Annotated in this window: 20 protein-coding genes; 12 read left to right on the forward strand and 8 right to left on the reverse strand. The window is 61.2% G+C overall.

Translation table 11 applies throughout. The features are described 5' to 3' along the window. Positions 1–30: 30 nt before the first annotated feature. Both metK and ahcY read left to right on the forward strand, forming a co-directional pair. Positions 31–1,224 (forward strand): methionine adenosyltransferase, encoded by a 1,194-nt coding sequence (gene metK, locus AB8B02_RS06375; RefSeq protein ID WP_089268239.1) that lies wholly within the window; start codon positions 31–33, stop codon positions 1,222–1,224. A 142-nt stretch (positions 1,225–1,366) separates the two neighbouring features. Then, the gene (gene ahcY, locus AB8B02_RS06380) at positions 1,367–2,788 is read left to right on the forward strand and encodes an adenosylhomocysteinase (RefSeq protein WP_089268227.1); all 1,422 of its coding nucleotides are present in this window, start codon (positions 1,367–1,369) and stop codon (positions 2,786–2,788) included. Positions 2,789–2,840: 52 nt separating this feature from the next. Here ahcY and AB8B02_RS06385 read toward each other — a convergent pair whose 3' ends face one another. The 4 genes from AB8B02_RS06385 to AB8B02_RS06400 all read right to left on the reverse strand — a co-directional run bounded on the left by AB8B02_RS06385 (position 2,841) and on the right by AB8B02_RS06400 (position 7,580). Continuing rightward, entirely contained in the window at positions 2,841–3,866 is a 1,026-nt protein-coding gene (locus AB8B02_RS06385; RefSeq protein ID WP_439063457.1) for an LLM class flavin-dependent oxidoreductase, read from the reverse strand. Positions 3,867–3,944: 78 nt separating this feature from the next. Continuing rightward, a complete protein-coding gene (locus AB8B02_RS06390) occupies positions 3,945–4,643 on the reverse strand; it encodes a fumarylacetoacetate hydrolase family protein (protein WP_439063458.1) in 699 nt (232 codons plus the stop codon). A gap of 78 nt (positions 4,644–4,721) precedes the next feature. After that, a complete protein-coding gene (locus AB8B02_RS06395) occupies positions 4,722–6,524 on the reverse strand; it encodes an ABC transporter ATP-binding protein (RefSeq protein ID WP_439063459.1) in 1,803 nt (600 codons plus the stop codon). 246 nt (positions 6,525–6,770) lie between these two features. Beyond that, positions 6,771–7,580, reverse strand: a complete 810-nt coding sequence (locus tag AB8B02_RS06400) for an outer membrane protein (protein ID WP_439063460.1) — start codon at positions 7,578–7,580, stop codon at positions 6,771–6,773. A gap of 292 nt (positions 7,581–7,872) precedes the next feature. Here AB8B02_RS06400 and AB8B02_RS06405 point away from each other — a divergent pair, with 292 nt between their 5' ends. Next, positions 7,873–8,895 (forward strand): AraC family transcriptional regulator, encoded by a 1,023-nt coding sequence (locus tag AB8B02_RS06405; protein ID WP_439063461.1) that lies wholly within the window; start codon positions 7,873–7,875, stop codon positions 8,893–8,895. Positions 8,896–8,903: 8 nt separating this feature from the next. On the opposite strand, the gene galE is transcribed toward AB8B02_RS06405, so the two are convergent. After that, complete coding sequence (gene galE / locus AB8B02_RS06410; protein WP_439063462.1) at positions 8,904–9,917, reverse strand: UDP-glucose 4-epimerase GalE; 1,014 nt, start codon at positions 9,915–9,917, stop codon at positions 8,904–8,906. Between the two features lie 115 nt (positions 9,918–10,032). Here galE and AB8B02_RS06415 point away from each other — a divergent pair, with 115 nt between their 5' ends. Beyond that, the gene (locus AB8B02_RS06415) at positions 10,033–11,091 is read left to right on the forward strand and encodes a glycosyltransferase family 4 protein (protein WP_439063463.1); all 1,059 of its coding nucleotides are present in this window, start codon (positions 10,033–10,035) and stop codon (positions 11,089–11,091) included. On the opposite strand, the gene AB8B02_RS06420 is transcribed toward AB8B02_RS06415, so the two are convergent. Together AB8B02_RS06420 and waaF are read right to left on the reverse strand one after the other, a co-directional pair. Then, a complete protein-coding gene (locus tag AB8B02_RS06420) occupies positions 11,073–11,603 on the reverse strand; it encodes an HAD family hydrolase (RefSeq protein ID WP_439063464.1) in 531 nt (176 codons plus the stop codon). The two genes, AB8B02_RS06415 and AB8B02_RS06420, sit on opposite strands and share 19 nt — an antisense overlap. Continuing rightward, a complete protein-coding gene (gene waaF / locus AB8B02_RS06425; RefSeq protein WP_439063465.1) occupies positions 11,600–12,673 on the reverse strand; it encodes a lipopolysaccharide heptosyltransferase II in 1,074 nt (357 codons plus the stop codon). The genes AB8B02_RS06420 and waaF overlap by 4 nt, the downstream gene beginning before the upstream one ends. Positions 12,674–12,864: 191 nt before the next feature. Between waaF and rfaD the strand changes: the two genes are divergently transcribed. From rfaD to AB8B02_RS06440, 3 genes are read left to right on the forward strand one after another with little or no spacing between them, the layout of a single operon-like run. Beyond that, complete coding sequence (gene rfaD / locus AB8B02_RS06430) at positions 12,865–13,845, forward strand: ADP-glyceromanno-heptose 6-epimerase (protein ID WP_439063466.1); 981 nt, start codon at positions 12,865–12,867, stop codon at positions 13,843–13,845. 22 nt (positions 13,846–13,867) lie between these two features. Beyond that, the gene (rfaE1, locus tag AB8B02_RS06435; RefSeq protein ID WP_439063467.1) at positions 13,868–15,337 is read left to right on the forward strand and encodes a D-glycero-beta-D-manno-heptose-7-phosphate kinase; all 1,470 of its coding nucleotides are present in this window, start codon (positions 13,868–13,870) and stop codon (positions 15,335–15,337) included. Beyond that, positions 15,334–17,244, forward strand: a complete 1,911-nt coding sequence (locus AB8B02_RS06440) for an SDR family NAD(P)-dependent oxidoreductase (RefSeq protein ID WP_439063468.1) — start codon at positions 15,334–15,336, stop codon at positions 17,242–17,244. The genes rfaE1 and AB8B02_RS06440 overlap by 4 nt, the downstream gene beginning before the upstream one ends. A gap of 7 nt (positions 17,245–17,251) precedes the next feature. Here the strand turns inward: AB8B02_RS06440 and AB8B02_RS06445 are convergent, their stop codons facing one another. Further along, entirely contained in the window at positions 17,252–18,265 is a 1,014-nt protein-coding gene (locus AB8B02_RS06445; RefSeq protein WP_309946299.1) for an MraY family glycosyltransferase, read from the reverse strand. Positions 18,266–18,521: 256 nt separating this feature from the next. Here AB8B02_RS06445 and AB8B02_RS06450 point away from each other — a divergent pair, with 256 nt between their 5' ends. From AB8B02_RS06450 to AB8B02_RS06470, 5 genes are all read left to right on the forward strand, one after another. Next, a complete protein-coding gene (locus AB8B02_RS06450; RefSeq protein ID WP_309946298.1) occupies positions 18,522–19,520 on the forward strand; it encodes an NAD-dependent epimerase in 999 nt (332 codons plus the stop codon). Positions 19,521–19,529: 9 nt separating this feature from the next. Then, complete coding sequence (locus AB8B02_RS06455; RefSeq protein ID WP_439063469.1) at positions 19,530–20,942, forward strand: mannose-1-phosphate guanylyltransferase/mannose-6-phosphate isomerase; 1,413 nt, start codon at positions 19,530–19,532, stop codon at positions 20,940–20,942. Positions 20,943–21,334: 392 nt separating this feature from the next. Then, positions 21,335–22,918: a TolC family outer membrane protein gene (locus AB8B02_RS06460; RefSeq protein WP_089268214.1), complete on the forward strand. Its 1,584-nt coding sequence runs from the start codon at positions 21,335–21,337 to the stop codon at positions 22,916–22,918. 216 nt (positions 22,919–23,134) lie between these two features. After that, complete coding sequence (locus tag AB8B02_RS06465; protein WP_089268213.1) at positions 23,135–25,321, forward strand: type I secretion system permease/ATPase; 2,187 nt, start codon at positions 23,135–23,137, stop codon at positions 25,319–25,321. Then, positions 25,308–26,642, forward strand: coding sequence for an HlyD family type I secretion periplasmic adaptor subunit (locus AB8B02_RS06470; RefSeq protein WP_120290683.1), 1,335 nt, complete (start codon positions 25,308–25,310; stop codon positions 26,640–26,642). Before AB8B02_RS06465 ends, AB8B02_RS06470 begins: the two co-directional genes overlap by 14 nt. Positions 26,643–26,840: the final 198 nt, after the last annotated feature.

Here is a 26,840-nt window from a genome sequence, read left to right on the forward strand (position 1 = left end):
GGGCTCCGGCGCAACCTAGAGGACCAGTTGATGCGCGCGTCTTATCTCTTCACCAGTGAATCGGTTTCCGAAGGCCATCCCGACAAGGTCTGCGACCGTATCTCCGACGAGATCGTCGACCTGTTCTTCCGCGAAGGCCCGAAGGCGGGCATCGATCCCTGGGATATTCGCGCTGCTTGCGAAACCCTCGCCACGACCAACAAGGTTGTGATCGCCGGCGAGACCCGCGGTCCATCCACCGTCACCAACGACCACATCGAAGCTGTCGTTCGGGCCGCCATCAAGGACATCGGCTACGAGCAGGACGGTTTCCACTGGAAGACCGCTGACGTCGAGATTTTGCTGCATCCGCAGTCGGCCGATATCGCACAGGGCGTCGATGCCAAGCAGCCGACCAATGCCGAAGAAGGCGCTGGCGACCAGGGCATCATGTTCGGCTATGCCACCAACGAAACGCCCGAGCTGATGCCGGCACCGATCTTCTACGCGCACAAGATCCTGCGCCTGATCTCGGAAGCCCGTCATGCCGGTACCGAAAAGGTGCTCGGCCCCGACTCCAAGAGCCAGGTCACCGTGCAATACGAAAACGGCAAGCCGGTCGGCGTGCGCGAAATCGTCGTCTCGCATCAGCATCTCGTCGAGGACATGACCTCGAACCAGGTGCGCGAACGCGTCGAGCCCTACGTCCGCAAGGCGCTGCCGGATGGCTGGATCAGCGACAAGACGATCTGGCACATCAATCCGACCGGGAAGTTCTTTATCGGCGGTCCCGATGGCGACGCAGGTCTCACCGGCCGCAAGATCATCGTCGATACCTACGGCGGCGCAGCCCCGCATGGTGGCGGTGCATTCTCGGGCAAGGACTCCACCAAGGTGGACCGTTCGGCCGCTTACGCCGCGCGCTACGTCGCCAAGAACATCGTTGCCGCAGGCCTCGCCGACAAGGCGACGTTGCAGCTCGCTTACGCCATCGGCGTGGCGCGCCCGCTGTCGATCTATGTCGACACCCACGGCACCGGCAAGGTCGCTGACGATGCCATCGAGAAGGCCGTTGCTGCCGCGATGGACCTGACGCCGCGCGGCATCCGCAAGCATCTCGACCTCAACAAGCCGATCTACGCCCGCACGTCGGCCTACGGTCATTTCGGTCGCACGCCGGACGCCGACGGCGGCTTCTCCTGGGAGAAGACCGACCTCGTCGATGCGCTGAAGCGCAACGTCTAACCACAAATTCGTCGTTCCGGGGCGTGTGCGCATCTTCGCGCATACGAACCCGGAACCCAGAAGTGACTATCACATCGAGATTCCGTGTTCGCTCGCGAAGGCGCGAGCGCTGCGGCATCGCTCTCTCATCAAGGATAAAAGCATGACCGCCCCCAACGGTTTCACGGACTACATCGTCAAGGATATCAATCTCGCGCCATTCGGCCGCAAGGAGCTCTCGATCGCTGAGACCGAGATGCCCGGCCTGATGGCCACTCGCGAGGAATTCGGCCCGAAGCAGGTTCTGAAGGGCGCGCGTATTGCCGGTTCGCTGCACATGACCATTCAGACCGGAGTGCTGATCGAGACGCTGAAGGCGCTCGGCGCCGACATCCGCTGGGTCTCCTGCAACATCTATTCGACCCAGGATCATGCCGCTGCCGCGATCGCAGCCGCCGGCATTCCGGTGTTCGCCATCAAAGGCGAAAGCCTCACTGAATATTGGGACTACACCGCCAAGCTGTTCGACTGGCATGGCGGCGGTCATCCCAACATGATCCTCGACGACGGCGGCGACGCCACCATGTATGTCCATCTCGGCCTCAAGGCCGAGAACGGCGACACGGCGTTCCTGGACAAGCCGGGTTCGGAAGAAGAGGAAGTGTTCTTCGCGCTGCTCAAGAAGCAGCTCAAGGAGAAGCCGAAGGGCTACTTCAAGGCGATCGCCGACAGCATCAAGGGCGTCTCGGAAGAGACCACCACAGGTGTGCATCGTCTGTACGACATGCAGAAGGCTGGCACGCTGTTGTGGCCCGCGATCAACGTCAATGATTCCGTGACCAAGTCGAAGTTCGACAACCTCTATGGCTGCCGTGAATCGCTGGTCGACGGCATCCGTCGCGGCACCGACGTCATGATGTCCGGCAAGGTCGCCATGGTTGCCGGCTTCGGCGACGTCGGCAAGGGCTCGGCCGCTTCGCTGCGCCAGGCTGGTTGCCGCGTGCTGGTGTCCGAAATCGATCCGATCTGCGCATTGCAGGCGGCGATGGAAGGCTATGAAGTCGTGACCATGGAAGACGCCGCACCGCGCGCCGACATCTTCGTCACCGCGACCGGCAACAAGGACATCATCACCATCGAGCACATGCGCGCGATGAAGGATCGTGCCATTGTCTGCAACATCGGTCACTTCGACAACGAGATCCAGATCGCCACGTTGAAGAACCTGAAGTGGGACAACATCAAGCCGCAGGTCGACGAAATCACCTTCCCAGACGGCAAGCGCATGATCCTGCTTTCCGAAGGCCGCCTGGTGAACCTCGGCAACGCGACCGGACATCCGTCCTTCGTGATGTCGGCCTCGTTCACCAACCAGACGCTGGCGCAGATCGAACTCTATGCCAACAACAAGGACGGCAAGTACAAGAAGGAGGTCTACGTTCTTCCGAAGTCGCTCGACGAGAAGGTAGCCCGTCTGCATCTCGCCAAGATAGGCGTCAAGTTGAGCACGCTCAGCAAGGAACAGGCTGCTTATATCGGTGTGAAGACCGAAGGCCCGTTCAAGGCGGACCACTACCGCTACTGAGTTTGTTTTGACGATGAAGAAGAAAAGCCCCGGAGTGATCCGGGGCTTTTTGTTATTTGAGCATCTCTCGGACCATCGGAATGACCTTTGTTCCATATAGCTCGATACACGTCATTAGCTTCTCGTGTGGCAATGGTCCCGCGCTGTATTTCAGATCGAAGCGCGAAATTCCGAGCGTCTCTGCTGTCTTCGCAATCTTCTTTGCGACTGTTTCGGGCGATCCCACATAGAGCGAGCCGTGTTCGGCTTCCTGATCAAATTCGCGGCGCTGCATCGGCGGCCAGCCGCGCTCCTTGCCGATGCGATCGCGCATCTGCTTGTAGTCGGACCACAGTTCCTCGCGGGCCTGCTCGTCGCTGGCAGCGACATAGCCAGGTGAATGCACGCCTATCGGCTTCACCGGCCGATCAATCTGCGCATAGGCGCGATGATAGAGATCGACATAGGGTTTGAATCGCTCGGGCTCGCCGCCGATGATCGCCAGCATCAAGGGCATGTCATAGCGCACCGCGCGAACAACCGACTCGGGGCTGCCACCGACGCCAATCCAGGTCATCAGCCTGCCGGCATCGATCGGTGGATAGACGCGCTGATTGGTGAGGGGCGGTCGGGTCGTGCCACTCCATGTCACTTCCGGCTCGGATGCCAACGCTGCGAACAGATCGAGCTTATCCTCGAACAGCGTCTCGTACTGGTCGAGTTTGAAGCCGAACAGCGGGAAGGATTCTGTGAACGAGCCGCGGCCGAGAATGACCTCGGCGCGGCCATTGGAGACCGCGTCTACTGTGGCAAAGCGCTGGAAGACGCGGATTGGATCGTCGGAGCTCAGCACGGTCACAGCGGAACCGAGGCGAATGCGCTTGGTGCGCGTCGCGATGGCCGCGAGCACGACTTCGGGCGCCGATACGGCAAAGTCTGCGCGGTGATGCTCACCGACGCCAAAGAAGTCGACGCCGAGCTGATCGGCGAGGACGGCCTCGTCGATGACATTCCGGATGACTAGTGCATGTGACAGCATTTCGCCGTCTGCACCACGTGTGACGTCACCGAACGTGTCGAGACCTAGTTCGAGCGGCATGGATCGCTTCCCTGATGGAGCCGAAACGAAAAAGGCCGCGCATCATGCGCGGCCTTTCGCAGTAAAGGCGTGCGGCCCTTACTTGGGCGCGGTGATTTCGAACTTCAAGGTGCCGATGCCATCGACGCCGCATTCGACCTTGTCGCCTGGCTGAAGCGCTGCAACGCCGGCCGGGGTACCGGTCAGGATCACGTCGCCGGCGCCGAGTTCGACCTGCAGCGAGAGCTTCGCGATGATCTCGGCGATATTCCAGATCATTTCGGACAGGTCACCCTTCTGGCGTTCGGTACCGTTCACCGAGAGCCAGATCTTACCCTTGGAGGGATGGCCGACCTTCGAAGCGGGCACCAGCGCGCCGGTGGGCGCTGACATGTCGAACGACTTTCCGATTTCCCAGGGCTGCTCCTTCTTGCGCGAGATGGTCTGGAGGTCGCGGCGGGTGAGATCGACGCTGACGCCATAGCCCCAGACGTGATCGAGTGCCTTTTCCGGCGAGATGTTGAGGCCGCCGCTCTTCAGCGCGACAACGAGCTCGACCTCGTGCTGCATGTCCTTGGTCAGGGTCGGGTAGGGGATCTCGCTGCGATCCGGCACGATCATGTCGGCGTGCTTGGCGAAGAAGAAGGGAGGGTTACGCTCGTCATTGCCGAGTTCGCGGATGTGCTCGAGATAGTTGCGGCCCACGCACCAGACACGGCGCACCGGGAATTTCGAAGTCTCGCCCTGAACGGCGATGGCGGCCTGTGGCGGAGGGGCGATAACGAACGATGCGGTCATGGACGGCTCTCGGGCTGGTTGTGAAGGCTGGGATCAAAACGAATGCCGCGCTTGCGCGGCAGAAAACAGTAGCAAGTCTTACGCCGACGCCTCGAGCGGGGCCAGCGGCGAAGCATCACGATGTTGCAAGCGGAAGAACGAGGCGTAGCGCCCGCCACGGCGCAGCAGATCGTCGTGGCGGCCGCGCTCGACGATCTCGCCGCCTTCGACCACCAGAATGGCGTCGGCATGCATGATGGTGTGCAGGCGGTGGGCGATCACGATCGTGGTGCGATTCTGGCAGAGATGCTCGATGGCTTCCTGCACCGATTTTTCGGATTCGGAATCCAGCGCTGCGGTAGCTTCGTCCAGCAGGATGATCGGTGCGTTCTTCACCAGCGCGCGCGCGATGGCGATGCGCTGGCGCTGGCCGCCGGAGAGTTGCGCGCCGTGCTCGCCGACGGGCGTTTCGTAGCCCAACGGGAAACCGAGGATGAAATCATGGGCGCAGGCGGCCTTGGCTGCCGCGACGATCTCGTCTTCCGTCGCGCCCGGTTTGCCGAAGGCGATGTTCTCGCGGATCGTGCCGCGGAACAGATAAACGTCCTGGCCGACATAGGCGGTTTGACCGCGCAGTGAGCGCCGCGAGACCTGGCCGATCGACTGGCCGTCGATCGTGATATCGCCTTCGCTGACTTCGTAGAGTCGCAGCAGCAGCGCGAGCACGGTGGACTTACCGCCCCCTGACGGGCCGACCAGTGCGGTCACCTTGCCGGGCTCGGCGACGAAGCTCATGCGGTTGAGCACGACCTCGTTGGGGCGATAGCGGAACGTCACGTCATGCAATTCGACGCGCGCATCGGTCAGCTTCAGCGCCGGTTTGTGATCGTCGTTGGGTTCGGACGCCGGACTGTCCACGATCTCGAGCAGCGTATGCGCGCCGATGATCTGACTGTTGAGATCGATGTTCAGCCGCGCCAGGCGCTTCGCCGGCTCATAGGCCAGCAGGAAGGCGGTGACGAAGGAAAAGAATTGCCCGGGTGTCGCGCCCATCGCCACCACGCGATAGCCGCCATACATCAGCGACGCCGCGATGGCGAAGCCGCCCAGCGTTTCCATCAGCGGGCTAGAGCGGCTGGAGACGCGCGCCATCTTGTTGGCGTTCTGCTCGACGGCCGTGATGCTCGCTTCCATGCGTTGCTGCATGGTCTTTTCGAGCGTGAAGGCCTTCACCGTGCGGATACCCTGCAGCGATTCCTGCATCACTTCCAGAATTTCGGTGGTACCGGTGAACTGGTTGCGGGCGAGGCCCTTGATGCGGCGGACCAGCTTGCGCAGCACCAGCATGGCGGGCGGCGCGACGAGGAAGCCGAACAGCGCCATATATGGATCCTGCATCACCATCACGCCGACCAGCGCGATCAGCGACAGCAGGTCACGGCCGACGGCGTTGATCAGCAGGCTGAGCACCTGTGTCACCGAATTGGCGCCTGCGGTGAGCCGCTGCAGGAATTCCGATGAATGCCGCTCCGAGAAGAAGCCGATGCTCTCGTTCATCAGCTTGGCAAACAGCCGGCGCTGATTGTTGGCAACGATGGCGTTGGAGATCTTCGAGAGAATGACGGTGTGGCCGTAGGTTGAGGCGCCCTTGATCAGGAAGATCACCACAACGAAACCCGAGAACAGCGCGATCCGCTCGATGCTCTTGTCCACATAGGCCTGATTGATGACCTCGCCGAGCATGTAGGCGGCGCCCGCGGTGGTCGCGGCAGAGACGGCCATCAGCAGGAAGGCCAGGAGATAGCGCCGCCAATAGGTGACCGCCTGTTCGGCGACCAAGCGGCGGATCAGCGCCCAGGCGCCGTAAGGATCGTCAGTGACTTTGCGAGTAATCTTGGCCATCCGCGGTCCAGCGACGGCGCCGGGCAGGGATTTGCCGAGGCGTCAGGGTCAGCTTGCGAAACAGCCGCCTGATTGCCCGTTAAATCGCGGTTTTTCAAGCCAAAATCGGGCTTGCCAAGACTTTGTTAACCCATTGGCCCGGCGGTGTCCGTCGCCGGATTCGGGCCGATTTTGCCCTAGAATCTCTCGAAAGCACGGCACGCGACAGGTACGCGCCATGCTTCCGGTTGGCAGGATGTAACCCGATCAGAACCGGTAATTCACGCCCGCTTTCATGGTGTGGAACCTGGTATCGACCGAGATGCTGGAGTTGGAGGAGAAGCCATTGGCGACGTCGTTGACGGCGGTGGAGAACAGCGTGCTCCGGCCGAGATCCACATAGAGATATTCGGTCTTGAATGACCATTGGGGCGCGAAGGCATATTCAAGGCCGGCACCCGCGGTCCAGCCCCACTGTGTCTGGCCGGCTGACACCGCCGCAACCTGGCCGAGCACACCATTCGGGCCGGTCAGAGTAAAGTTCCCGTTGGTGTTGACCCGGCCATAGGCGCCGCCGCCGGTGCCGTACAGGAACACGCGGTCCCATGCATAGCCGAGCCGTCCGCGAATCGTGCCGAACCATTCGACTTCGGAGCCGGTGCCGAATGCCGCGGACGTGGTCACGCCGTTATTGTTCAGCGTCTGATTACCCTCGAAGCGGCCCTTGATACCGGACCACTGGAAGTCGGTCTCGATGCCGACGACGAAGCCGCCGTTGTATTGATAGTTGTAACCAGCCTGTCCGCCGCCGAAGAAACCGCTTGAGGTTAGGCTGAATTTACCCGCGGTGCTGGCAACCAGAGGATCAGTTTCGGCCTGCAACTGCCGCTGTGTAGCCTGAAATGGATAGTCGAACTTGTCGCCGCCGAAACCGACATTGGCGCCGACGTAGAAGCCTGTCCAGGAGAACACCTGGACGGGCGCGACTGGCGCCTTCACCGGATAGGGCATGTCCGCCGCAACGGCAGGAACGGCTGCACCGATAAGCAGTGCTGCGCCAGCGAATACTCTCTTCATGATCAGGCCTCTCAGTTTCTTGCGCGCGGCAAGTGATTTCCGATGCATCGCCGTCATCGGCGATCGCATGTGAAGTGTCGTCGAGCCAAGGCATCTGCGAATGATGCCGGGACTCGCGGCTTCCACGTGCACAATGACAGGGCTGGCGGAGAGGTCTTGTTCATGCGCGTAGCAGATTTTAGTTCTCGCGCACTGCCACTAAACTTCGCGTCGATGTGGCGTTGTCGCAACAGCACATATGCGCACTACACCAATACGGTCGCAGGATTCCGTTTTGCATTGACGAGCATTCGTGCGTGATGAGATCGTCTGGTGCTGCTACACTAATGGTCGGAAGCGAGTTGGACGTATGCATCAAGCCAGTTTCGTCTCAGATGGGTTTGGTCCGGAATTACCGGATCACCAGAAATTCGCGCTGTGGTGCGAAAACATGGAAGCGCTCACCTGCTGCGTGGACATCACACGTGCTGAAGATCGGCCGTTCTCGGCGTTCGTGCACTGGGCAGATTATTCGAATGTGCGGGTCACCCGGTTCGGCGGCACGTTCAGTCGAATCCGACGATCCAGAACGGCAATCTCGCGCGGGCCGGACGATGATTTCTGTTTGATGTTTCATCGAGGCGAGGGGACGCTGGTCGTCGATCAGGTGGGGCGCGAAACGGCCTTGTCGTCAGACTGCGCTTTTCTCGGCACGAACGGACGTCCGGCAGATTTGCGCTCGGATGCGGATTTCTCGTCGACGACGCTGACCGTCAGTAGGGAGCGCCTGTTGCCTCTCATTGGAAATGTCGACGATCTCCTGATCCAGCCGCTCGACGAACGGCGCGCAGCCGTAGCTCATCTGCGACGCTACATCGACATCTCGGTCGATCTGCTGCGCGATCCGTATGATGCGGAGCTCGACAGCCATATCAGCACGACATTGCTGGATCTGACGGCGCTCGCGCTAGGTGCCCGCGGCGACGCTGCACAACTTGCGTCGATGCGCGGTCTGCGCGCGTCGCGAACGCAGGAGATTATTGCTGAGATCGATCGCCATTTCGCCGATCCGGATTTTTCGGTGGGGCAGGTCGCACGCCGCCTGGATGTGTCGCCGCGCTATCTCCAGGACCTCCTGCAAGATACCGGATCGAGTTTCACCGAACGCCTTCTGGAGTGCCGTCTGCAACATGCAATGCGTTTGCTGACGAGCGAGCAGGGCGATCGGCTGAAGATCAGTGAGATCGCGCTGGCCAGTGGCTTCAACGAGATCTCATACTTCAATCAGCGGTTTCGACGGCGTTTCGGAGAGACGCCGACGCAGTGCCGGCGCTGATCGGATGCTTAGGCCGACTTCGCTATTAATTCGATCCCATAGCGCTCTCGGGCTAGCTTTTCTTCCCAGGCCAGCGCGTGACGTGCGATGGTTTCTAGATCGTCGTATTGCGGCGTCCAGTTCAGCGTGGCGCGGATTCGGGACGTATCGGCGATCATGGTCATGATGTCGCCGTCGCGGCGCGGCGCGTATTGAACGGCGAAGTTGCGGCCCGATGCACGTCGTACGGCTTCGATGGTCTCCAGCACCGAATAGCCGCGGCCATAGCCGCAATTCAGGGTGGTCGATGCTCCGCCTTCGCGCAGGTAGCTCAGCGCGGCGCGGTGGGCCTGCACAAGATCGCTCACATGGATGAAGTCGCGGATGCAGCTTCCGTCGGGCGTCGGATAATCGGTGCCGAACACGTCGATCTTGCTGCGCTGACCGGTTGCGGCCTCGACTGCGATCTTGAGCAGATGCGTCGCGCCCATGGTGGCGAGGCCTGTGCGACCCTGCGGATCGGCGCCGGCGACGTTGAAGTAACGCAGCGCGACAAACTCCATGCCATAGGCCGGTGCGATGTCGTGCAGCATAATCTCGGTCATCAGCTTCGATGATCCGTAAGGCGACAGCGGACGCGTTGGGGCATCTTCTGCCACCGGCGTGAAATCGGGATTGCCGTAGACGGCAGCGGTCGATGAGAAGATGAAGCGCTTGACGCCGCATTTCACTGCCGCGCTGAGCAGGTTGCGTGTCGTCATCGTGTTGTTGCGATAGTAGGCAAGCGGGTCGCGCATCGATTCCGGCACGACGACAGAGCCCGCAAAATGGATGATGGCGTCGATGCCATGGGCAGCAATGACGCCCTCGACAAGGTTCTCATCAGCGACATCGCCGATAAACAGCGGAACGCCCTCGGGGAGATATGTTGAGAAGCCCGTCGACAAATTGTCGATCACGACCACGCTCTCGCCGGCTTCCACCAGCGCATGGACCATGTGACTTCCGATATAACCGGCGCCGCCGGTGACAAGGACGGTCATTGGATTTACTCACTCTCCCGTTTTGGGAACGCTATCGCGCCCGGGATGAAGAGTGGGTTTCGACGGCCGGCAACTGGCCACTATGCTTAATGTTGCGTATAGGAAATCGGGCGAAATGGAGTCACCTGTGCCGATTGCGGGCAAAACGGCCGATAAACTGCAGCTGATCGTCACGAATCTGCACTGGCGCTACTCCGGTGTGACGGCGACCAATCGCATGGTGGCGCCGAAACTCGCAGACATGTTCGATGCGGCTTGGCTTGGATCCGACGCGCCCGCCGGCATTGCGCGCATGGATATCGGCGACCTCATGAAATTGTGGCTGCGCCGCAAGCCTGTGATCTGGCACGCGCGGCGCAACAACGAGATGATTGTCGGCGTTCTGCTCAAGGCGCTCGGGTGGCCGCTGAAACTGCTCTTCACCTCGGCAGCGCAACGCCATCATACCTGGATCACACGCTGGCTGATCAGCCGGATGGACGCCATCATCGCGACGAGCGATATTTCCGCGTCATATCTGAAACGGTCTGCGACGGTGGTGACGCATGGTGTGGATACCGACCGCTACGCGCCGCCCATCGATCGCCGAGCGGCGTTTGCCGAGGCGAAGCTATCGGGGCGCTATGCAATCGGCTGCTTCGGCCGCGTGCGCGCGCAGAAGGGCACCGATCTGTTTGTCGAGACGATGTGCGAGTTGTTGCCGCGCTATCCCGATTTCATCGCCGTCATCGTCGGCGCAATCACGCCGGACCAGATCGGCTTTGCAAATGACCTCAAGAAGAAGATCGCCGATGCCGGTCTGCAGTCGCGCATCGTTATCACCGGCGAGTTGCCGATCGAAGAGGTCGAGCGATGGTATCAACGCCTGACGATCTACGCTTTCACTTCGCGCAATGAAGGCTTCGGTCTGACGCTGATCGAGGCGATGTCGGCGGGGGCCGCGCTGGTCGCAACGCGTGCGGGCGCCGCGGAGATCGTGGTCGAGGAGGGCGTGACCGGCAAGCTCGTGCCGACCGGCGATGCAGTGGCACTCATGCTGGCATTGGAGCCGCTGATGCGCGATCCCGATGCCGCTGCAGCCATGGGTGAACGTGCACGCCAGCGTGTGCTCGACAAATTCAGTCTCGATGCAGAAGCGCGCGGAATCGCGGAAGTTTATCGCAGGCTGCTCTGACCCTGCAGGATATCCGCAACGAACGCGTCCAAGTCACCGCCGGCAAACAGGAAGCCGGGTAGATGCGCGGCCTTGGCCGCTTCGATATCCGTATCGCGGTCGCCGATGGCAAAACTGCCTTTGCGTTGCACAGGCCAGTGCTGCATCAGATCGAGGATCATGCCCGGGCTCGGCTTGCGCCAGTGATGATCTTCCAGATAGCCCGCAACTGATCCGGCCGGATGGTGCGGGCAATAGCGGACGTCATCGATGCGGGCGCCTTGTGCGGCGAGTTCGGAGCGCATCCACTTAAACAGCGTATTGAGTTCGTCTTCGGTGAAATAACCGCGTGCGACGCCGGACTGGTTGGAAAACAGGAAGACGAAATAGCCGGCATCGTTGAGCCGGCGAATGGCCTTGGCCGCGTTCGGCATCCAGCGGATGCGATCGGCCGTGCCCATATAGCCGTCGTCGTAATTGATAACGCCGTCGCGATCCAGAAACGCTGCGGGTTTTGTCTGCGCGGTCGTCATATCTGTGCGCTTCTGTTGGACGCCTCGGCCATCACGCTTTGGATAATCTCGGCGACATCGTCGGCCGGAATGTCCCGCATGCAAGCATGGTTGTTCATGGTGCAGACCGGTCTGTGACACGGCTGGCACGGAACGATGGTCTTGGTCTGCACGGTCGCCGCCAGCGGATTGAGCGGTCCCCAAAGCTGCGGGCTGGTCGGTCCGAAAATGCCGATGGTCGGCGTGCCGACAGCCGCAGCAATATGCATCAGACCGGAATCATTGGCCAGGGCGACATTGGCGGCGGCCATGCCGATCACGCCATTGCGCAGGTCGCCCGTGGTGAGGTCGCGAGCGCGGGGACCGGCGGCGGCAATGATCTCGTTGGCGAGGTTCTTCTCGCCGGGGCCGCCGATGACCCAGACGTCCAGCCCGCGCGCGACCAGCAGTTTTGCCGCCTCGGCATAATAGGTCCAGCGCTTGGACGAGCCCACCGAGCCGGGCCCGAGCGCCACGGCCGGGCCGGTTCCCAGCCCATTGGCCTGCCGCCAGCGCGCGATTTCGTCGGCGGGCACGCGGAACTGGGGCACCGGCCATTCCGGCGGCAGCGGCGTGCCGTCTGGCAGCGCCAGCGCGCATTTCTTGTCGATCATGCGCGGCAGCTTCTTTTCGCCCCAGCGCCACTGATTGATCAGGCCGAAGCGCGCCTCGCCGACAAAGCCGATGCGCTCCGGGATGCCGGCCAGAGCGGGTGCCAGAGCCGATTTCCAGGTCCGCGGCATCACCAGCGCGGTGCCGTAGTTCCGAGCGCGCAGGGTGGCGGCCAGTTCCCATTGTTTGGCGAGCGCAAGCTGGCTGCGGGGCAGGTCCCAGACGATGCCTGAGCGCACGCCCGGCATGTAGTCGACCAGCGGGGCGACCAGTCTGGTCACCAGCAAATCGACCGGCCTGTTCGGCCAGCGCTCTTTCAGGACCCGGACGACCGTATGACCCCGGACGAAATCGCCGATCCACATATAGGGCACGATCAGGATCGGCCGGGTATCGTCCGGATCGACCGTCACGCCCTGGTATGGGGAATTTACGTTCATTCTTTCAAGGACTTCGCTGTTCTACCGCGGGCAACATCCGGCTCAAGTCGGTACCCGCTCCGTTCCGGCAGGTAAAGCCATTTGGGTTGCTTCCAAATATGTCCCCACGGTCTTTATGACATCCCTGCGCCCAAGTTGCCTGTGGGGCAGGGTTGGGGCAAAGGTGGGTCAATCATGAGATCGGGGACTTCATGCTGCTTGTGACCGGAGGGGCCGGTTTTATCGGATCGAATGTCGTGGCCGCGTTGAACGACGCCGGCCGCGCGGACGTGGCCGTCTGCGATGTGCTCGGCCATGATGGAAAATGGCGTAATCTCGCCAAGCGGCAACTTGCGGATGTGGTGCCGCCAACCGAACTGATGGACTGGCTGAAGGGCCGCAAGCTCGATGCGGTCGTTCATCTCGGCGCGATTTCGGAAACCACCGCGACCGACGGTGATCTGGTCATCGAAACGAACTTCCGCCTCTCGATGCGCCTGCTGGACTGGTGCACGGCCAATGCGACGCCGCTGATTTATGCATCGTCCGCTTCGACCTATGGCGATGGTGCGCAGGGCTTTCGCGACGAGCAGACCGTTCCCGAACTCAAAAAACTGCGGCCGATGAACCTCTACGGCTGGAGCAAGCACCTGTTCGACCTCGCGGTGGCCGAGCGCGTCGCCAAGGGCGAAAAGATGCCGCCGCAATGGGCCGGCCTGAAGTTCTTCAACGTGTTCGGGCCGAACGAGTACCACAAGGGCTCAATGATGAGCGTGCTGGCGCGGCGCTTCGACGACATCAAGGCCGGCCGCGGCATCCAGCTGTTCAAGTCGCATCGCGAAGGTATTCCCGATGGCGATCAGCGCCGCGACTTCATCTATGTCGAGGACGTCGTCCGCGTAATGATGTGGCTGCTGGCGTCACCCAATGTCAGCGGCATCTTCAATGTCGGGACGGGAACCGCGCGCAGCTTCAAGGATCTGATGCTGGCTGCCTACACTGCACTCGGCACCAGGCCGAACATCGACTATATCGACATGCCCGAGCAGATTCGCGGCAGCTATCAGTACTTCACGCAGAGCGAAGTCGATCGGTTGCGCGGCGCCGGCTACAACGGCGGTTTTACAACATTGGAAGATGCGGTCTCGCATTATGTGAAGGGCTTCCTCGACCAGCCCGATCGCTTCCGTTGACGGCACAACAGGTACCGGTGTGATGTTTGATTTCGACGCCCTGTCGCACGCGATTGCCGACCAGACAGTGCTCTGCGTCGGCGATCTGATGCTTGACGAATTCGTCTATGGCGAGGTGTCGCGGATTTCGCCGGAAGCGCCTGCGCCGGTCATCGCGGTCCAGCGCAGCGAGATCAATATTGGCGGCGCCGGCAATGTCGCACGCAATATTGCAGCCCTCGGCGCGAAATGCATCTTTGTCGGTCTGGTCGGTGAGGACGATGCCGGTGCAACGCTCAAGAATGCGCTCACGCAGGAGCCTCTGATCGAAGCATTGCTGGTCGCGGATTCATCGCGCCCGACGACACGCAAGGTGCGCTTCGTGTCCGAGCATTTCGCGACGCATATGCTGCGCGCCGACTGGGAACTGGCTGCGCCCGCGTCCGCCGCCATCGAGAAGCAATTGATCGATACGATTTTGCCGCAACTCGCGCGTGTCGACATCGTACTGCTGTCCGACTACGCCAAGGGCGTGCTGACCGCGCGGGTGATCCGCAACGTCATCGACGCGGCGAAGAAGCTCGGCAAGCGCGTCATCGTCGATCCCAAGAGCGCAAATTTTGCGATTTACCGCGGCGCGACCTTGCTGACGCCGAACCGCAAGGAATTCGCCGAGGCAACGCGTAGCCGTGCAGACAGCGACATCAACATCGCGACCGCCGCGCAGGAAGCGATGATTCTGGCGGACTGCGCCGCGATGCTGGTGACCCAGAGCGAGCATGGCATGACGCTGGTGCCGCGCGATGGCGAGCCCATCCATGTGCCGGCGCTGCCGGTCAAGGTGCGCGACGTCTCGGGTGCCGGCGACACGGTGGCGGCGATGCTGGCTGTAGCGCTCGCGGCCGGAGTTGACTGGGAAGCGGCATTGCGCGCGGCAACTGCCGCAGCAGCGGTCGCTGTCAGCAAGATGGGGACGGCGGTGGTCACACCGTCCGAACTGCGTCGCCGGATTTTGCCGCATGCATTTCTGGCCGCTGAAGAGAAAATCGTGGCATCGACTGAGCTCAATGCGCAACTGGCCGACTGGCGCAAGCAGCAGTTGCGGATCGGTTTCACCAATGGCTGTTTCGATATCCTGCATCCCGGTCATGTAAAGGTTCTGACGGCAGCGCGCGCGACTTGCGATCGCCTGATCGTCGGCCTCAACAGCGACGCGTCGGTGAAGCGTCTGAAGGGCGAGGGGCGCCCGGTGCAGGACGAACGCGCCCGCGCAGAAGTGCTTGCGGCGCTGGAAGCGGTCGATCTGGTCGTGATTTTCGAAGGGGATACCCCACTGAACCTGATTACGCAGATCGCGCCGGCGACGCTGGTCAAAGGCGGCGATTACACGCGAGAGCAGGTGGTCGGCCATGAGGTTGTCGCCGCCAACGGCGGAGAGGTGATCCTGATCGATATCCTGCAAGGCCACAGCACGACGTCGCTGGTCGAGCGCGCGCGCAGCGGACAGTCATGACACGCATCACACAGTTTTCTGCCCGCAACTGGCTGATTGCGACGCATGACGCCATCGTCACGGCGGCCGCGGTCGTTCTCAGCTTCGTGCTGCGTTTCGATGGCGAAAATCTGTGGGATCGGCTGCCGCTGCTCCTGAAGATCCTGCCGTATTTCGTCGTCTTCAGCTTTTTCGTCTGTTACCTGTTCAATCTGACGACGACGAAGTGGCGCTTCATTTCGCTGCCCGACCTGCTGAATATCATCAAGGCATCCACGGTGCTGACGGGCGCACTTCTGGTGCTCGACTACATCTTCCTGGCGCCGAACGTGTACGGCACGTTCTTCCTCGGCAAGACAACGATCATTATCTACTGGTTCATCCAGATCTTCTTTCTGAGCGGATCGCGACTGGCCTATCGCTATTTCCGTTATACGCGTACGCGCAATCAGGCGCGCGCGATGGATGCGTCGCCGGCACTGCTGATTGGTCGTGCGGCCGATGCCGAGGTGTTCTTGCGCGGCATTGAGAGTGGTGCCGTCAAGCGCATGTGGCCGGTTGGTATCTTGTCGCCTGCGAACTCCGATCGCGGACAGGCGATCCGAGGTGTGCCGGTCCTCGGCGGCATCGACGATCTCGGTAATGTCGTTGATGACTTCAGCACGCGGCAACGCCCGATCGAACGGATCGTGATGACGCCGTCGGCGTTTGAAGCAGAGGCGTTGCCCGAGTCGGTACTGATGCGTGCGCGCAAGCTCGGGCTGACGGTCAGCCGGATTCCGTCGCTCGAGGAAAGCCGCGATACGCCGCAATTGGCGCCGGTGGCAGTCGAGGATCTGTTGCTGCGGCCGAGCGTCAAGATCGACTATGCCCGACTGGAGAATTTCGTGCGCGGCAAGGCGATCGTCGTGACCGGCGGTGGCGGCTCGATCGGCTACGAGATCTGCGACCGCGTCATCACGTTCGGCGCGGCACGGCTGCTCATTATCGAGAATTCAGAACCGGCGCTTCATGCGGCTATGGAAAAGCTGGCGGCCAAAGTCACCAGCGCAGCGATCGAGGGCCGCATCGCCGATGTCAGGGACCGCGAACGCATTCATCAACTGATGATCGCCTTCAAGCCGGATGCGGTGTTTCACGCAGCCGCGCTGAAACATGTGCCGATCCTGGAGCGTGACTGGGGCGAGGGTGTCAAGACCAACATCTTCGGTTCTGTGAATGTCGCCGATGCGGCGCTCGCATCGGGCGCTGATGCGATGGTGATGATCTCGACCGACAAGGCAATCGAGCCGGTGTCGATGCTTGGCCTCACCAAGCGTTTTGCCGAGATGTATTGCCAGGCGCTCGATGGCGACGCTATCAGCGGCAGTGACGCCAAATCACCCATGCGGCTAATTTCGGTGCGGTTCGGTAATGTTCTGGCGTCGAATGGGTCCGTCGTGCCGAAGTTCAAGGCGCAGATCGAAGCCGGTGGGCCGGTGACGGTGACGCACCCCGATATGGTGCGCTACTTCATGACCATCCGCGAGGCCTGCGATCTGGTCGTCACCGCGGCAACCCATGCGATGAACGCGCAGCATGCCGATGCATCGGTCTATGTGCTCAGCATGGGGCAACCGGTGAAGATCGTCGATCTCGCCGACCGCATGATCCGGCTGTCCGGTCTTCAGCCCGGCTACGATATCGATATCGTGTTCACCGGTGTCCGACCGGGCGAGCGGCTCAACGAGATATTGTTCGCCGAGCAGGAGCCAACCAGCGAGATCGGTATTGCCGGCATCGTCGCTGCCCGCCCGAACGAACTGCCGTTGGAGACGCTGAACAGCTGGCTTGCGATCTTGCGGAGCGCCATTGAGGCGGATCAACACGAGGTCGCTGTGGCGACGCTGAAGGATGCGGTGCCGGAATATCGGGCGGCGGCGCAGTGAGTCTGCGTCAGCGGCGCGGCGTCGAGAATGCCTTCAATACCGCGGCGACGGCGACGCTGCCAAGGACAAGCAGAGCTGTGTCGGCGACGCCTGAGCGGAAATAGATCGACAGCCCGGCGAGGGCCGCCAGGCCGATATTGAGTACGAACACCGTTCGCACCACCTCGATCACGGCGAAGCCATTGTCCGTCGCGCGCTGGTAGAAATGCGAGCGATGCGCCAGCCACACCGGCTCGCGTTTTGCCAGCCGCCGGAGCAGGGTGATGGTCGCGTCGGCAAGGTAATACAGCGGCAGCAGGATGGCGGCAGCCAGATGGTGCGCATAGGCCAGTTGCAGGAAGCACCAGGCCAGCAACAGCCCGATGGGGAGGCTGCCGACGTCGCCCAGAAACATCTTCGCAACGGGCCGATTGAACGGCGCGAAGCCGAGTGTGGCGCCGCAAAGCGCAGCGGCAATGAGCGCCGTCGATAACGGCAGTTGCCCGGAGAAGCCGATCAGCACCAGCGCTGCGGTAATCGGTATCACCTCGGCCACTGTGATCCAGTCGAGCCCATCCATGAAATTCACGAGATTGACGAACCAGAGTGCGGTCAGCAGCAGCAAGCCGCGTTCGATCCAGAGAGGCAGGCCCGGTGTGATCTGCAGTGTCGGGGGCAGGGCAAACAGGATCGCGGCAATACTGACGGCTTGCAGGAGCAGTCGCGGCGTCACGGAAATCGGACGCAGATCATCAATTGCGCCGATGGTCGCGATCAGGATCGTTGCAGCGAACAGCACCCACAGCGCCGGTGTCGCTGAAACGGAAAGACTTGCAATCGAGCACCCGGCAACCAGCAGTGTGACTGATATCACCGCGATGCCGGCGCCTTGCGGTGTCGGCACCTTGTGGGACGATCGGGCATTCGGTCGCGCCATTGCATAACGGATAAGCAGCGGATGAATGGCCTTGATGCAAGCCGCGGACAGAACAGCGGCTACAACCAGAGCGACGAAGGTTGTAATCAATTCGAATGACGACATCGGGATGACATTGATCGCAGGAAAGACATGCGTTGCGGGGAAGATTTGGGTCGCAATGAGACAAATAGTTCGAAGTTATGCACGGCGGCTCTTCTTACCCTGTTTTCATGGCATAGCTAGCGGCGAAGGCCGCGCTTCTGACGCAATCGGATGCTGCGATGCCGAAGTGTTGCAACATCATCGCCTGGATGGCTAATGGAATGCGACACGGATCGTCATGCAACATGGCGATTTCTGGCGAATGTCTGGGGACACGATGTCTGAACAACCCATCCTTGTCACCGGTGCTGCCGGCTTCATCGGTTTCCACGTGACGCGGCAGCTGCTGGCCGAAGGCCGAACGGTCGTTGGTCTCGATAGCGTCAACAGCTATTACGATCCGGCGCTGAAGGAGGCGCGGCTGAAGCTGCTGGAGGGCCAGCCTCGCTTTACCTTTGTGAGGGCGAATCTGGCAGATCGTCCCGCGATCGCGGCGTTGTTTGGCGAATACAAATTCCCTGTTGTCATTCATCTCGCTGCGCAGGCGGGTGTGCGCTATTCCATCGAGCAGCCGCACGCCTATGCCGATGCCAACCTCGAGGGCTTTCTCAATATCCTCGAAGGATGCCGGCACAATGGCTGCGCGCATCTGCTCTATGCGTCGTCATCCTCGGTCTATGGCGCCAACAAGAAGAAACCGTTCTCCGTCAGCGACAGAGTCGACAACCCGGTCAGTCTCTATGCTGCGACGAAGAAGGCCAACGAGTTGATGGCGCATTCCTACAGCCATCTCTATCGCCTGCCGACCACCGGGCTGCGTTTCTTCACCGTCTATGGTCCTTGGGGCCGGCCGGATATGGCGATCTTCCTGTTTACCAAGGCGATCCTCGACAAGCAGCCGATCAAGCTCTTCAATCACGGCAACATGCGACGCGACTTCACCTATGTCGACGACGTTGTCGGTGCTATCGGGCGGCTGATTGATCATGTGCCGACCGGTAGCGAGGACGAGGCGCCAGCGCGAATCTACAACGTCGGTAACCACAAGCCAGAGGACCTTTTGCATGTGGTCTCGGTTCTTGAGAAGGAACTGGGGCTTGAGGCGATCAAGACGATGCTGCCGATGCAGCCGGGCGATGTGCCTGAGACTTTTGCCGATGTGGACGATCTGATGCGTGACGTCGGCTTCAAGCCGGATACCTCGATCGAGGAGGGGATTCGGCAATTCGTGACGTGGTATCGCAGCCACTACGGTAATCTGAACGCGAAGGGTTGAGAGCGACTGATGAGCAAGCGCATTATTCCCCTGATCATGTGTGGCGGTGCTGGTACGCGCCTGTGGCCGTCATCGCGTGAGGGGCGCCCGAAGCAATTTCTGCCATTATTCGGGCCGCGCTCGACCTTTCAGGACACCGTGATTCGCGTGTCCGATGCTGGCTTGTTCGATCGTCCCATTGTCATCACCAGCGCCGCCTATCGGTTCATGGTGCGCGAACAACTCGCCGAGATCGGGCTCGATGCAGACATCCTGCTCGAGCCGGCGCGGCGCGATTCAGGCCCGGCCATTGCCGCCGGTGCTGCTTTTGCACAGGCTCGGGACGAGGAAGCCGTCGTGCTTGCGCTTGCCGCCGATCACGTGGTGCGCGACGTGCCGGCTTTCGTGGCGGCGTGTCGGGCTGGGCTGGCGGTTGCCGATGCCGGCCACATTGTGACGTTCGGCGTTCAGCCGGAGCGTCCGGCCACCGAGTACGGCTATATTTCACCCGGCCAGGTGCTTTCCGGCGAGGTGAAGAGTGTCGCCAAATTCGTCGAGAAGCCGGATCTGCAGACGGCAACCGGTTATATTGAGGCCGGGTATCTCTGGAACAGCGGCAACTTCATGTTTCGGGCGGGGATGCTGCTCGATGAATATCGCCGCGTCGACAGCGATAGTGTCGAGACCATCACCAGCGCTGTGGCGAAGGCCGGCCGCGATCTCGGCTTCTTTACGCTCGATGCGGACGCTTTCGGGAAGGCAAAATCGATCTCTGTCGACTATGCCGTGATGGAGAAGACGACGAAGGCGGCCGTGGTGCCGGTGTCCTGCGGCTGGTCGGATGTCGGCTCGTGGCTCGCAGTGTGGGAGCTGTCCGACAAGGATGCACAGGGCAATGCCGCGCAGGGCGTGGCGGTGTTCGAGGACTCGCGCAACTGCAACGTGGCCAGCGATGGTCCGGTGGTGGCGCTGGAGGGCGTCGACGATCTCGTGGTGGTCGCGACGCACGACGCCGTGCTGGTCTCCCGCCAGAAGGATGCCAACGGCTTGAAACGGCTTGTGGCGAAGCTGAAGGTCACGGCGCCGCAGGTCACCGAGGATCATCTCAAGGTGCATCGCCCATGGGGATCTGTGCAGGCTCTTGAGGATGGCGAGCGCTATCAGGTGAAACGTCTCGTGGTCAAAGCCGGCGAGCGGCTGTCACTCCAGATGCACCACCATCGCTCCGAGCACTGGATCGTTGTGCGTGGTACCGCGAAGGTGACGATCAACGATCAGATCAAGACCGTCCACGAGAACGAGTCGATCTACATCCCGCTCGGTGCCACGCACCGTCTGGAAAACCCCGGCAAGATTCCGCTTGAGCTGATCGAGGTGCAGACGGGCAGCTACCTTGGTGAGGACGACATCGTTCGCATCGAGGATGACTACAAGCGGAGCTAGCGGCGGCCGGGCGATACTCGCCCGAATCGATGCACCCACAGCGTGCATTCGCCTGAATTGGTGGCGGCGAGGGGCTACCACGGTCCCTTCATGCCGTATCTTTTTCCATTTTACGAAATAGCGATGGTTGCCACAATTGGGCGCGCTCTGACCCGCCCAGCGCGCATTCATCGTCCTGGAGGTGGTTCTGCCACTCACGAAATCGTGTTAACCTGTTGTTAGGCATTGATAAATGCCTGAAATCAGGGACGAAAATGACAATGCCGTGACGGATAAGCGGACCGTGCCGCCTCCGCACAAGGTAATGCATTCTTGCAACAATGAGTCAGTTTTCGATCTAAAATGTGGCTTTCGGATTGCGGCAAGTTCCGTTTCTTGTTAGCGCTCAATCCATGAAGCAGATCGCAAAGATTTTCCTTGTAGTTGTATTGCTGGGATCGAGCGGCAAGTTCGCTTATGCAGCCGAGCCATTTTTCATTCTTGACGCCATCAATCAGGCGGTAAAGACGAACCCAGGTGTCGGCGAGGCTTCTGCCAATCGCCGCGCCACCGAAGCCGAACTTCGCCAGAGCCAAGGTACTTTGCTGCCTCAGATCAGGCTGCAGGCGAATACCGGCCCTGAGATGTTGAACCGGGCAATCGTTCCTGCGCCGGCCGGCAATGGCTCTTATGTGAACGGCAGCGAGGCGTCGGTAACGGTGCGCCAGCTGGTGTTCGACGGCTTTGCGTCCATCAACGACATCTGGCGTCAGGCTGCGCGCGTCGATGCTGCTGCGTTCCGGGTGCTTGAACGGACCGAACTGATTGCGCTCGATGCGGCCGAAGCCTATGTCGATGTGACGCGTTATTTGCGTCTGGTCGCGCTTGCCGAACAAAATCTCAAGGTTCATCTCGAACTGCGCGCCAATGTCCGCGCGCGTTTCGCTGGCGGTCGTGCCGGTGAGGGCGATACCCAGCAGGCGGAAGAGCGTGTAGCCGCGGCAGAAGCCGTGCTGTCGGATTTCCGCCTCAGCCTCGATTTTGCACGCGCCAAGTATCGCAAGACCGTTGGTCTTGAGCCGTTCAATGTGCGTTTCCCCGGTCGCTTGCCGGATATGCCAGCAACCAAGAACGAGTCGCTCGACGTCGCCTTCAAGTACAATCCGACGATCCGCGCCGCTGGTGCAGATGTCGATGCGGCCAAGCGTGCTTTCGACTCGACCGCCGGCGCATTCGTTCCGAACGTCGCCCTGGAAGGCCGCGCGCTGCGCGGCAAGGACTCGATCACCTATCCGGGCAATCGCGATGAAGTCAGCGGCAAGGTTGTCGTCAGCTGGGATATCTTCCGCGGCGGTCAGGATGCGTGGAAGCGCGCCGAAGCTGGCGAACGCATGATCGAGCAGCAGCAGCGCCATGCACGCCTGCAGCGTGATGCGCTGGAGTCGCTCGACAAGGCGTGGGCTGCGCGGACGATCACGACGGAGCGTGCAGCAGCGCTGGTGCGTGAAGTTGAAGCCGCCCGTCGCACCTTCGTGGCCTACAACAAGGAATATGAGCTCGGTCAGCGCACGCTGATCGATCTGCTCAACTCGCAGAACCAGTACTTCAACGCCAACGTCTCGCTGGTGTCTGCACGCGGCGTCACCGTGTTCGCCGACTATCAGTTGCTGGCGGCCATGGGACAGCTGCTGTCCTATCTGAAGACCGGCAAGCCGCCGGAGTCTGAGCCGATCGAGAGCCGTGCATCCGGCCTGATCCCGTATCGCCTGCCGCCGATCTTGCTGACGGCGCCGGAGCCGGGATCCGAACCGCTCAATACGGTTCTGCCGTTCCAGACCTGGAATTCGCCTTTCGCACCGGCGCTGGAACCGAAAGCCGTGCTGTTCGGTGATCGCTGGGCCTCGCAAGATCTGTCGAACGCCAACGCATTGTTCGTGACATCGGGCCAGGTCGGGCAGGGCAGCGTGTCGGCCGATGCTTCTGCGGGGCGCCGTTAACCAATTAAGCACGCGGATTTATAATCCGCGGTCGGATTTACCGTAAGTTCAGCAATTCGTCTGAACCGCGAAATAGTACAGGCGCTCCGCAAGGATCGCCTGTAAAGCTGGCAAGTCATATTTTGTAAGGCCAGTAGATCCGCGCACGGGTCATACAAGGCGCCTGGAATTTCCGAGGCTGCATTGAACATTCGCTCACCCCAGTTCGATATCGCAATGGACCTGCCGGCTGCGCCCGTAGCGGAGGTCGAGCATCAGCATGCCGATCCGTTAACGGACAGCCTGCTTTATCTCGCCGCTCACCACGGCAGAGCTGTCAGCCGCAGTGCACTCCTTGCCGGTCTCCCGGTTGAGCGCGGCGTGCTGACAACGGCACTGTATGAGCGTGCCGCGCAGCGGGCGGGCCTTGAGGCCGAACTGAACGAGCGACCGCTCAAGGATATCCCTGCGCTGGTCCTGCCTGCTGTGCTTCTGTTTCACGATGGTTCGACGCGGATTCTGCGCGGCATCGATCTGGCGAGTGGCCGTCTGACACTGGCAACCCCCGTCGGTGACGGTGCGATCGCCATGGAGCGCATCGAAGCCGTCGAAGAGAAATATGCCGGCTTCGTCTATTTCGTTCGTCCGGCGTCCGTCAGCGATCCGCGCGCGATCGCCGCCGGCGATTTGCCGAAGGCGCACTGGTTCTGGTCCGTCGTCAGCCGGTTCGGCTCCAACTACAGCCATGTCGCCATTGCAGCTTTCATCGTCAACATGCTGGCGCTCGCCGCGCCGCTGTTCACTATGAGCGTGTATGACCGCGTCATTCCGAATGGCGCGATCCCGTCGCTGGTTGCACTTGGTATCGGCCTGTCGCTGGCGATCGCATTCGACTTCCTGCTCAAGGTGGTCCGCAGCCGCATCATCGACATGACCGGCAAGAAGATCGACGTGGTGCTGGCGTCGAACATCTTCGAACATGTGATGGCGCTGAAGATGGACAAGCGTCCGCCCTCGGTCGGCATTCTCGCCAATCAGATGCGCGACTTCGACTCGGTGCGCGAATTCTTCACGTCGGGCACGGTCGTGTCGGCGACCGATATGATATTCGCGATCATCTTCATCGCAGTGCTGTTCGTGATTGCCGGACCGCTGGCCTGGATCCCGCTGGCGATGCTGCCCGTCATGATCCTCGTCGGTCTCTTGATCCAGCGGCCGCTCGATCGTGCGATGAAGCGCCTGCAGGCGGAATCGGCTGCACGCCACGGCATCCTCATCGAGTCGCTGAACGGCATCGAGACCGTTCGCGCTGTCGCCGGCGAAAGCCGCGTGCAGACAGTGTGGGAACGTTCCGTCGCCGCGACGGCGCGTTCAAGCGAAGGCGTGCAGTTCTGGTCGTCGCTGGCGATGACAAGTGCGAGCGTGGCGACGCAGCTGTGCAGCCTGTTGCTGGTCGTGGTCGGCGTGTTCCTCATTCTTGACGGCAAACTGTCGGTTGGTGCGCTGGTTGCGGCCAATATGTTGTCGGGCCGCATTCTCGGCCCCATCGCGGGCATCGCGGCTGTGATGACGCGCGCGACACAGACCATGTCGGCCCTGCGGTCGATCGATCGCCTGATGGCGACGGAGCGCGAGCGGCCGCCGGAAAAGATCTTCGTGGCCCGCGAGATCACCAAGGGCAGCATCGAATTCCGCAATGTCAGCTTCTCCTATCCGAACAGCCCGGCCAAAGCGCTCGACGGCATCTCTTTCCACGTGAAGCCTGGCGAGAAGATCGGCATCATCGGCCGGGTTGGCTCAGGCAAGACCACGGTTGGCCGTCTGGCGACGGCTTTCTATCCGCCGAGCGAAGGCAGCATCCTGATCGACGGCATCGATATCCGGCAATACGACCCGGCGGACCTGCGCGCCGGCATCGGTTTCGTGCTGCAGGACACCGATCTGTTCTATGGCAAGCTGCGCGACAACATCACGCTTGGCCGTCCCGATGCGACCGATGAGGAAGTGCTCGCGGCTGCACGGCTGTCTGGCGTCGAGACCTTCATCGCCGGTCATCCGCAGGGCTACGATATGATGGTTGCCGAAGGCGGCCGTAGCCTGTCGGGCGGCCAGAAACAGGCGATTGGCCTCGCCCGTGTGCTGATCCGCAAGCCGCGCGTGTTGTTCCTCGACGAACCCACTGCGCATTTCGATGTGCGCAGTGAAGGTGAATTCCTCGATCGCCTCAAGACACTCGCCAAGGGTGAGATGTCCATTATCGTCTCGACCCATCGCCCGTCGCTACTGTCGCTGGTCGACCGCATTCTCGTGTTCGACAATGGCAAGATCGTCGCCGACGGTCCCGCCGATCAGATCCTGACGCGCTTGCGTCCGCAGCCGCAGGCTCCTCAAGCCGCGGGGAGGCCGGTCAATGTCGCAGTCTGATTTCGCATTTTCGAACGACGTTCGTGCGGCCATGGAAATGCGTACGCCGCGCACGGCGCGGATGTTGTTGATGACCGTCGCCGGTCTCCTCATCGTGTTCCTGCTCTGGGCGCATTTCGCGGTGCTGGATGAAGTGAAGCGCGGCAATGGCAAGGTGGTGCCGTCGCGCCAGACCCAGGTGGTGCAATCGCTCGAAGGCGGCATCATCAGCGAATTGCTGATCCAGGAAGGCGCGATCGTCAGGAAAGATCAGCCGCTGGCCCGCATCGAAGATACCAACTTCGCAGCGCAGTTTGGCGAAATCCGCGAGCGGCGTGGTGCCATGGCTGCCCGCGTGATCCGATTGGAAGCAGAGACTTTCGGCAAGACCAGCGTCGAGTTTCCGGAAGATCTCACAAAGCTTGCACCGCGTGCGGTTCAGACCGAGCGCAGCGTGTTCGACGCCCATATGCGCAAGCTTGCGCAGGACATCGACGTGATCGCCCAGCAGGAATGGCAGAAGAAAAAGGAAATCGACGAGCTCCGTGCGTCGGAAACCCGCTTCTCCGAGACGCTGACGCTGCTGACCCGCGAAACCTTGCTGACGCGCCGGCTCTATGAGCAGAAGGTCGTTCCCGAGATCGAGATGCTGCGGTCCGACCGGCAGGCCACCGACATGCGCGGTCAGCTCGCGGTGGTGCAGGCGACCATGGTCAAGACCGAGGCCGCCGTGAAGGAAGCGCAGTCGCGGCTTTTGAATATCACCACGGCATTTCGTTCCACGGCGGAGGATGATCTTGCGAAATCGCGCGGCGATCTCGCGGTGCTCGACGAGAACATCAAGTCCGCGCAGGATCGCGTTCGGCGTACTGAACTGCGGTCGCCGGTCTACGGCATCGTTAACAGACTCAACGTCACAACGATTGGCGCGGTCGTGGCACCTGGCGCCAGCGTGATGGAGATCGTGCCACTTGAGGATACCCTCCTGGTCGAAGGCCGCATTCGTCCGCAGGACATCGCCTTCATCCGTCCGGACCATGAGGCGGTTGTAAAGCTCAGCGCCTATGACTCCTCCGTCTATGGATCGCTTCACGGCCGGGTCGAACGTATCAGCGCCGATACGATCACCGACGAGAAGGGCGACAAGAATGAGCGCGGCGAGACGTTCTATCGCGTCATGGTGCGTACCGAAAAAAACCATCTCGGCACTGCCGAGCAGCCGCTGCCGATCATTCCCGGCATGGTGGCGACAGTGGAAGTCCTGACCGGCAAGAAGTCGGTGCTGGATTATCTCGTAAAGCCTGCGCGCATGCTGCGCGACGAGGCGTTTCGCGAACGCTGATAGCGCGACGGAGCATCCGGTGGTCCGTATGTTACCTGGCTCCCGGTCCATCAGAGTCAACGAACTCTTAAAACGCAGGCTTCGCTAAAATTCGAGCGAATGCGTTGGTAGGCGATTGAGCGCGTTCAACGACATACAAGCCCAGGTTGACGCGTTTTAACCGGCCTGAAGCAGCCCCCGATTTATCCCTGATGCCAC

It is taken from the genome of Tardiphaga sp. 862_B3_N4_1 (assembly GCF_051811085.1).
GTDB classification, from domain to species: Bacteria; Pseudomonadota; Alphaproteobacteria; order Rhizobiales; family Xanthobacteraceae; genus Tardiphaga; species Tardiphaga robiniae.